At 57.1% G+C, this 7,974-nt stretch carries 12 protein-coding genes and 1 pseudogene; 2 read left to right on the top strand and 11 right to left on the bottom strand.

Going from position 1 to position 7,974, the window contains the following annotated elements:
- Positions 1 to 226 precede the first annotated feature (226 nt).
- From APU11_RS26870 to parM, 11 genes are all read right to left on the bottom strand, one after another.
- Positions 227 to 424 (bottom strand): hypothetical protein, encoded by a 198-nt coding sequence (locus APU11_RS26870; RefSeq protein ID WP_071888820.1) that lies wholly within the window; start codon positions 422 to 424, stop codon positions 227 to 229.
- Between the two features lie 50 nt (positions 425 to 474).
- Positions 475 to 885 carry a DUF1380 family protein gene (locus tag APU11_RS13115; protein WP_013087149.1) on the bottom strand — a complete coding sequence of 137 codons (411 nt, stop codon included), beginning with the start codon at positions 883 to 885 and terminating at the stop codon, positions 475 to 477.
- Positions 886 to 927: 42 nt separating this feature from the next.
- On the bottom strand, positions 928 to 1,356 hold the full coding sequence (locus tag APU11_RS13110; protein WP_013087148.1) for an antirestriction protein: 429 nt from the start codon (positions 1,354 to 1,356) through the stop codon (positions 928 to 930).
- 356 nt (positions 1,357 to 1,712) lie between these two features.
- On the bottom strand, positions 1,713 to 2,135 hold the full coding sequence (locus APU11_RS13105) for a DUF1380 family protein (RefSeq protein WP_013087145.1): 423 nt from the start codon (positions 2,133 to 2,135) through the stop codon (positions 1,713 to 1,715).
- Positions 2,136 to 2,190: 55 nt separating this feature from the next.
- A complete protein-coding gene (locus APU11_RS13100; RefSeq protein WP_013087144.1) occupies positions 2,191 to 2,412 on the bottom strand; it encodes a hypothetical protein in 222 nt (73 codons plus the stop codon).
- Positions 2,409 to 3,101 carry a DNA methylase gene (locus tag APU11_RS13095; RefSeq protein WP_013087143.1) on the bottom strand — a complete coding sequence of 231 codons (693 nt, stop codon included), beginning with the start codon at positions 3,099 to 3,101 and terminating at the stop codon, positions 2,409 to 2,411. Before APU11_RS13095 ends, APU11_RS13100 begins: the two co-directional genes overlap by 4 nt.
- A 522-nt stretch (positions 3,102 to 3,623) precedes the next feature.
- On the bottom strand, positions 3,624 to 4,091 hold the full coding sequence (locus APU11_RS26850; protein ID WP_013087142.1) for a hypothetical protein: 468 nt from the start codon (positions 4,089 to 4,091) through the stop codon (positions 3,624 to 3,626).
- Between the two features lie 374 nt (positions 4,092 to 4,465).
- Entirely contained in the window at positions 4,466 to 4,669 is a 204-nt protein-coding gene (locus APU11_RS13080; RefSeq protein ID WP_013087140.1) for a hypothetical protein, read from the bottom strand.
- Between the two features lie 28 nt (positions 4,670 to 4,697).
- Positions 4,698 to 4,961: a hypothetical protein gene (locus APU11_RS13075; RefSeq protein ID WP_013087139.1), complete on the bottom strand. Its 264-nt coding sequence runs from the start codon at positions 4,959 to 4,961 to the stop codon at positions 4,698 to 4,700.
- Between the two features lie 3 nt (positions 4,962 to 4,964).
- On the bottom strand, positions 4,965 to 5,627 hold the full coding sequence (locus APU11_RS13070) for a plasmid partitioning/stability family protein (protein ID WP_013087138.1): 663 nt from the start codon (positions 5,625 to 5,627) through the stop codon (positions 4,965 to 4,967).
- 2 nt (positions 5,628 to 5,629) lie between these two features.
- Entirely contained in the window at positions 5,630 to 6,601 is a 972-nt protein-coding gene (gene parM / locus APU11_RS13065; protein WP_077681920.1) for a plasmid segregation protein ParM domain-containing protein, read from the bottom strand.
- Positions 6,602 to 6,832: 231 nt separating this feature from the next.
- Here parM and umuD point away from each other — a divergent pair, with 231 nt between their 5' ends.
- Complete coding sequence (gene umuD / locus APU11_RS13060; protein ID WP_013087136.1) at positions 6,833 to 7,264, top strand: translesion error-prone DNA polymerase V autoproteolytic subunit; 432 nt, start codon at positions 6,833 to 6,835, stop codon at positions 7,262 to 7,264.
- Positions 7,264 to 7,857, top strand: a pseudogene (locus tag APU11_RS13055) (DNA polymerase V subunit UmuC); the annotation flags it as partial. The gene umuD and the pseudogene APU11_RS13055, both read left to right, overlap by 1 nt.
- Positions 7,858 to 7,974 lie beyond the last annotated feature (117 nt).

The following is a 7,974-nucleotide window of genomic DNA, read 5'->3' as shown; positions in this document are numbered from 1 at the left end:
CCACGCCACGCCACGCCACGCCACGCCACGCCACGCCACGCCACGCCACGCAGGACCGCATCCGTGACAATTTGCCCTCACAATGCCTTTCATCTGCATCTCTCCGGGCTTACATCCGGGCGGGAGGGGGCAGCGCCGCAGGCGCTGGCCTTACCGTCCGTCAGCCCGAAGGGATGACAGGGTTTTCGCGCGCGAACAGGCGGCGCCTATGCCCCGCCCGGATTATTTACTGTGCATCCCCCTGACCGCCCTGGAGAATGAAGTGGCCGCAAAGATAGACGGCGCACTGGCGGGTAGCCGATTCGCAGATCTCTTCAAGCACTTTAGCTGTGGTTACGGGGCTGAGTCCGGATTCGCGACGTCGCTCGTTGATAAGTGTTTTATACTGGCGCAGGATGCTGCGGGTTTCCGGTGACAGTTGCAAGGTGTTCTCCTTTTGTTCTGTTTCCGGAGGCAATGCCTCCGGTTTCTCTGTCAGGCATCGAGCGCCGCGCGCAGGCGCATCATGACGTCGTTTTCTTCTTTCAGGGTTTCTTCAGCTGATCCGCCGCCATCCTCCGCGCATACTGCGATACGTTGCATCTCCCGTCCTGCAAGCTGCATGACTAAGGCCAGCGATTTCGCGGGAATAGTCACGGTTCGCTTCTCGCGTCGCTCATCGAGCATGGTTTCGACAATCGCCCGTATCTGGCCGATATCCGCGCCACTTTCAAGGCATGAACTTAGCCGACGCAGGACTTCATCCAGTTCCTCATCGGTTAAATCCCAGTCAAGGCAGACGCAACGAATGTCATTTCGATTCCAGCAGGCGAAAACGTATTTCTCGCCATCGAGGTCGGAATGTCTGAACATTTCAAGGGCAATTTCTCTTGCTGTACCAATCATGTTTTTCTCCTTTTATCGGGCGGCATCACCGCCCGTGGTCAGTCAGTCAAGGGCACGCCAGATGGTGGCGCTTTCCGGATGGGTGTCAGCAAATGCCATAAGCTGCTCATAGCGACGGCAGAAGTGGCGGCACAGTTCTTCATGGTCATGGTTGCTGTGGTGCCAGCTCCGGTGATTCAGTACCAGCGCCGTGAGGATGATCCCCGCCACTTCCCCGCTGACAGTCTCCTCAAACCAGTTGTCCGGATTGCACAGGGTCAGGCTCTCCACGTCAGGCGCCATATATCCGCCGCCTTCCGGCAGCCGGTAAAACTGCCAGAATCCCCCCTGATACTCAGGGCAGTAACGCTGGGCGTAGGCGTACACGGATGCCTCGGACGTCATAAAATCGCCGCCAAACAAATCAGGCAGGAAAGTCAGGCGCTGCGCACCCTCAAGACGAACAGCATCACAGGTCACGGTCTGGTTCATAGATCCTCCACGGTTAACATATTCTCGGTTCCGGCATCGCCGTGACGACACGACAAACCGGCGAAAAGCGGAGGACACAGGGGCGACGCCGCAAGCCGCAGCGCAAAGCCTTCACGGGCTGAATGCACCGTGAAGGGTGCGAACGGGTGAGGACGGAGGCGTAAGCGAACCCCTGTGGCCGATGCGGCCGGGCTACAGTGAAGTCACGGCGCATGCCGTCACCGCACGGAGCTTCAGAGGAGTTTCATTGTCCCGACGTGGCCCGGAGGGCAGCGGCGGATAAAAGCGAAAGGCACTGACATCCTTTTCGCAGTGGATGGCCACCGGTTGCCGGGGCGTTACCCCGGCTCTCTCCCTTACGCGGCCAGCGTCTCCTGTAATGCGTGAACGTCCTTCAGCTCATTCCTGACGGATTCAGGCTCCTGCCGCCCGGCTTCCCAGGCCATACCGATCCGGTTTTCCAGCTCGCATTCATAGTTACGCAGGACGCGGGACAGGAGTACCGCCGGAACACTCACCTGACGGTTTGCCACTTCCCACTGACGGGCCAGGAGATCGCTGACAGTCAGATTATTTACCCCCTCCTGGCGGTATTGCGTCATTTTCATTTCGCCGATCGCCTTCATCAGATTCCGGATTTCAGCCCCGTCCGGTTCTGGCTGGGCTTCACGGCAGGCCACGCTAATCCCCTCTTCCGTCCAGACCAGCAGGACCAGGGGTTCGTCAAACGTGAACATGTTTTTAAGCTGTACACAAAGTTCTTCGCGGGTTCCGTACATCGTTTGTTCTCTCTTGTAAGGGGTTACAGGCCGGGCATCAGCCCGGCAGGGTCAGTCAGTCCTGAAAGGTTTCGTCCAGCACCAGGGCTTCGCGGTAGGCTTCAAGAAGCAGGGTGTTGATCCGGCGCAGAGTCTGCGCAGCCATACGTTCGGTAAGCGTTGCCGCGTCGTGCCGGTGCTGCGATTCGAGGCGGTTCAGCAGCATCCGCACGTCACACATGGCATTGCTGAGCGCGGCCACGTCCGCGCGCAGGTGTTCAAGGCCCGGGTAGTTCATGCCGCCTCCGGCCAGTCGGGGTAAAACGCGCCGTCATTGGCCGCCGGCATCCTTCTTGCCCGTTCAACCTGTGCCAGACGTCGAACGCCGGCGGCGTGGTACTGCTCAAGCATCTCGATCCCGATATAGCGGCGGCTGGCTTCGGCGGCGGCCACGCAGGTGGAGCCGCTGCCGGCGAACGGGTCAAGGACAATAGCCCCCGGACGCGTGAGCGATTCAATCAGCGGCCGCAGGCTCTGCACCGGCTTCTCCGTCGGGTGATGTCGGTTGCCCGTGTATTTCCAGGGGATCACGTCCGGGATGGGACGGTCCGGGGTTTGCGGCCTTCCCTTCGCCAGCAGGTAGGCGCTCTCATGGGTGTAACCCACGAACGTCGATTTTGAGGCGTAGCTCTTGGCAAAGACGATATGGCCAACCACCCGGAAACCGGCCGTTTTCCACGCATTCAGAAACAGATCCGCGCGGTTCCAGGCATAGAAACTCACCATCAGGCTGTCATTTTTCAGCACGCGGTACATTTCATGACAGGCGGGCTGGAGCCATTCGGCAGAGTTGTCCCCGGCCAGGGTGCGGCCGGTACGGTCCTTATAGCCAACCAGGTACGGTGGATCGGTAAGAATAAAATCGACGGCACGTGCCGGAAAACGGGACATCACCTGCACGCAGTCACCCAGAATAAAACGGGACATAGACACACTCCTCTCTGATATGCGGCACCCTGTTGCGCCGTGCCGCCACAAAAACCCGGCGAAAAGCGGAGGGCGCAGGGGCGACGCCGCAAGCCGCAGCGCAAGCCTTTCACGGGCTGAATGCACCGTGAAACGTGCGAACGGGTGAGGACGGAGACAACGTGAACCCTTGCGACCACAGCAGCCGGGTTAGCGTGAAGGCACGGCGTTGAACACGCCGCCGGCTGGCGGCAATAAGGCGGAGGGAACCGACATCCTTCGGTACCGGTTCTGGTAGCTGATGAGTACGTGAGTGTATGGCAGAATGCACGCTGATAATGGATTCGCGCCGTTATCTGACATGTGTGCCTTTGATTTCAGGACGTCCCCGACCGGAGACGTCTTTTTTTTGATTCGGATATATGGCAGGTGAAAGTGCGAAGTGATTATGTGATTATCAGCGCCGAAAACATCTTAAGGGTTTTCACCTGTAACGAATTGCATGGCTTCAGGACACCCCCTCCCCGGATGGTGTCCTTTTTTTCAGCGCCCCTTCACGTGGTCGATAGCGAACTGCAGCGTGTCCCAATTAAAACCGATGCCTGCATCGTGGCTGTGGTCGCCGATACGCATGGCTTCTGCAATTTCCTCCTCCGACAGACTGCTATCGAGCGACAGAAAATCATCTTCCAGCCAGAACGTCCCCATACACAGTGCATCCGGTGGGTACTGCTTCAGCCTGGCGATGAGCCCTGCTACCGTCACATCATCACGACATGCAGGACGCGGCGGCAGGACGCGATCGGCGATGTCGTTCCAGCACCAGTCATCGCACTCCGGTACGGGTTCCAGCAGGGTCTGTAATTCCACGCCCGGCAGCAGGGAGAGCTGCTCCAGAACCTCCCCCAGAGAAAGTCGCTCTCCGCTGGCATCTTCACTCCCCAGGTAATGGTGATTGATATAGACGGCAAACTCGCCGTTATCGGGTTCAATACAGGTCAGTCTGAACATGGTTGTGTCCTCAGCATCCGGCACCCTCTTGCGCCGTGCCGCCACAAAAACACGGCGTAAAGCGGAGGACGCCAGGGAGACGCCGAAGCCGCAGCGCAAGCCCTTCACGGGCTGAATGCACCGTGCAGGGCGCGAACGGGTGAGGACGGAGACAACGTGAACCCTTGCGACCGCAGCGGCCGGGTTAGCGTGAAGGCACGGCGGGTAATTTTTTACGGGAGATATAAAGCGGAGGAAAAATTTCACATTAAATTAAAATGTGATTTACATCACAAAACAATACATTATAATCGCCGAAAAATTAAGCGTTTAGTTTTGACGGCAGGGATGAGATGTCACTCTGCCGTTTTTTTCTGAAGTGTACGGGACCGGATTTAACGCGCAGGAGCTGCACCAATACGTCTCAGCGCATCCTCTACTTCACGCAGCCCAAAAATATCTTCCGGCGGCTGCTCTTTTCCGGACAGGCTACATACCGTAAAGACGGCATTTGATGCGGATAATCTCTCGCGGAACAACGCCTGCAGTGCCACAACGACCAGCGTACGTTCGTCTCCTGTCAGTTCTTCAAGCTGCATACTGTTTCCTTCAGGTTAATGTTCATATTCATCCCCGCCCCTCTGGTTTTTTCTCGTCAAACGCCAGGAGAACCCCGAGGCCGATCAGTGAGGCATAGCAGACCTGCATCGCGATTGTCACCGGCAGTGAGATGTTATCAACCAGAACGCCAGGAACCACGACGGCCACGCCAGCCAGTATCATTCCCCTGCCGGTCTTTTTGACCCGTTCCGGCCACTGAGATTCAGGCACGTTCCGGGCCCGCAGAAAGTTATGAATGCACTGCACTGCTTTTTGTTTAATCACTGACATGCTCTAGTCTCCGAATGCCCGGCGCATATTTTTCTTTATGCTGGTCGCTTCAGCGGATACCGGTGCGGCAGGCTCCGCAGGTTTCGCCGGCACTGCAGCCATACTCACGTCAGCCGTATCGGCCATCTGCTGAACCAGAACCTGCAACTCGCTGACCGTGCCGGGCGGTACCGGCATGCTGGCCAGCAGACGCGGCAGCTCCGGTGCGGTCGTATGCAGGGCCAGACCGGTGATTATCAGGTTTCTCAGCAGCTCTCCGCGCAGGCGGGATGACACGCCCGTCAGCACACGCTCAACCCGTTCACTGCTCCGGTCATCCTGAAGCGTCAGGGTGTAACGCCGGCGCTGGTATTCGGTCTCCGGTGACATGGCCAGAGCAGCAACGCCACCATCAGGCTCATCAGGAAGTCCTGAGAGTGAAGACCAGGTGCCGGATACCAGCGCCATCACGGCACAAAGCCGGATGGCACTCAGATGTCCGTCAAAGAACACCGGGATCAGCGCCGGTAAACGGGCATCCGTCTGGTACATCACCGCCCCGGCGGTGGCGGCGGTCCGAATGAAGTCACCGCGCAGGGGCTGTGAGATGGTGCTGATGGTCGCCATCGCCGTGATGTCGGTGCGATCGTCGCTGTGCAGATAGAAAGAATACTGGCCGTCCGGCACGTTTAGTCCTCTTTATTGTAAAGGGCAATCTCTCTGGCCAGCGCCAGCTGCGGATCGCCGATAACCTCGATACGGTCAGGAGCCAGAGGCCAGGCCTGACGGATAGCCTCTTCAATGAGGGATGCCCCTCCCCCGACCAGGAATACCCGGTTAACGCTCCTGAAGACCGTCAGCTCACTGGTGACACGCGCGCCCAGGGAAGTGATTGCCTCTGTAATTTTGTTCAGAACATCGTCAATTTTTCCGGCATCGTTGATCACTCGCTGCAGATACTGACGATCATTGCGGTTGCGGATGACCGTGTCAGCAATAAGCGCGCTGGTTTCGCTGTCTGCAGCCCGCAGCGCGCCTGCAGCTGCGCGGGTGACCTGTGACACGCCGACAGACGGATTGCCGTGTACCGCACTGATATCATCAAACTGTCCGACAATCACGCCGGCATCGAGCGTGGTTCCGCCGAGATCGATAATCAGGGTGGTCTCAGCGGGTCCGGGCTTCAGCTCCGCGAGACGGGAGAACGCCGCCGGCAGTGATTCAGGCATCACCTTCACGTCCGTTACGGTAAATGCCCTGCCCTTATTCAGAACCAGCTCACGCATCAGGTTTTCTCGTTTGCGTCGGATGTTCTCCTCGTTCCGCTGGCAGTCCCCGTCATAATACTCGCTCAGGGGCAGCGTCACGGCCAGGCTCACCGGCTGCGGCTCAAGTCCGCTGTTCAGCAGGGCATGATGCACGGCCAGCAGGTTGAGATCACCGTACTGGTATTCCACGTTTGTTGTCGGGATGGCATCCCGGCTGACGCTGTCCCAGGTGTATTTCAGCGTGCCCACCTGATAGTTGAACGTTGCGGCACTGAATTCCGCCACTTTCCAGCCATGCCGGAAGGAGTTAGCAGAAACCCGGGTCTGCAGCTCGTTTCCTTCAAACCATGCCAGCTTAACATTAGTTGAACCATCATCGCAGTAAATATTCATCATTATGCTCCGTCAATTAAACTCAATTTGATACATATTATAAGAGCAAAATGGCAAAATAAAAGCCATACTTCTCATTATGAGTAATTTAAATGTTCCATAATGATATTAAATAGCATTTTGAGTAACTTAGGTTACTCACCCTGTTCATGAAGCAGGTGATCTGGATTATCCTCACGCTGTTAAATATACTGTATGCATATCCAGTATATTTAGACGTCAGGAGGAAAGATGAAACTGCAGCTTTTCAGCACCGGGAAAGCACTCCCGCCACAGGCCCATCCGTTGTTTGCAGACCTGGCCAGCTGCGGTTTTCCGAGCCCTGCCGCTGACTATGTCGAGTCCGACCTGGATCTCCATGATTACTGCATACGGCACCCAAGCGCGACTTACTATCTCCGTGCCAGCGGTGACAGCATGTCCGACGGCAGCCTTTACAATGGCGATCTGCTGGTTGTGGACAGTGCAGAGAAGCCCCGGCACGGCGATATTGTTGTGGCCAGTGTGCAGGGGGAGTTTACGGTTAAACGGCTTCTGCTGACGCCACGACTGACGCTGCAGCCAATGAACGCCGCCTGGCCGCCGATTTATCCCGACCCGGACGATCTGGATATCTTTGGCGTCGTCACGCACATCATCCACCGCCCGAGGGAGATGTACTGATGTTTGCCCTGGCCGATGTGAACAGCTTTTATGCCAGCTGCGAACGTGTTTTCCGCCCGGATTTGAAAGGAAAGCCGGTTGTGGTGCTCAGTAATAACGATGGCTGCGTTATCGCAAGAAGTGCCGAGGCAAAGCCCTGGATCAAAATGGGCATGCCGTGGTTTCAGATGAAAAACGAAACGTATCCGGAAAAAATATACGCGTTCTCAAGCAACTATGAACTTTATGCCTCGATGTCAGCGCGCGTGATGAGCTGCCTGGAGGAGCTGGCCCCAAGGGTGGAACAGTATTCGATTGACGAGATGTTCCTCGACCTGACCGGCGTTGAGCACTGCATGGACCTGGAGGACTTCGGCCGGCAGCTGCGCCAGCACGTGTATGACTGTACCCGTCTGACCATCGGCGTGGGTGCCGGGCCGACGAAAACCCTGGCAAAATCAGCCCAGTGGGCCTCAAAGGAGTGGAAACAGTTTCGTGGTGTGCTCGCCCTGACCAGGGGGAATCCTCAGCGAACGCGGAAACTGCTTTCACTGCAGCCGGTCGAAGAGATCTGGGGCGTGGGAAACCGTATTGCACGCAAACTGGCACTGTTGCAAATAGTCGGTGGTGATAAACTTATCATCCCCTTTTGCTGATGGAGCTGCACATGAACCCATTCAAAGGCCGGCATTTTCAGCGTGACATCATTCTGTGGGCCGTACGCTGGTACT

Origin of the sequence: Enterobacter sp. 50793107, assembly GCF_001463365.1 — a bacterium.
Taxonomy (GTDB): domain Bacteria; phylum Pseudomonadota; class Gammaproteobacteria; order Enterobacterales; family Enterobacteriaceae; genus Enterobacter; species Enterobacter cloacae.
This window is presented reverse-complemented; position numbering and strand designations above follow the sequence as displayed.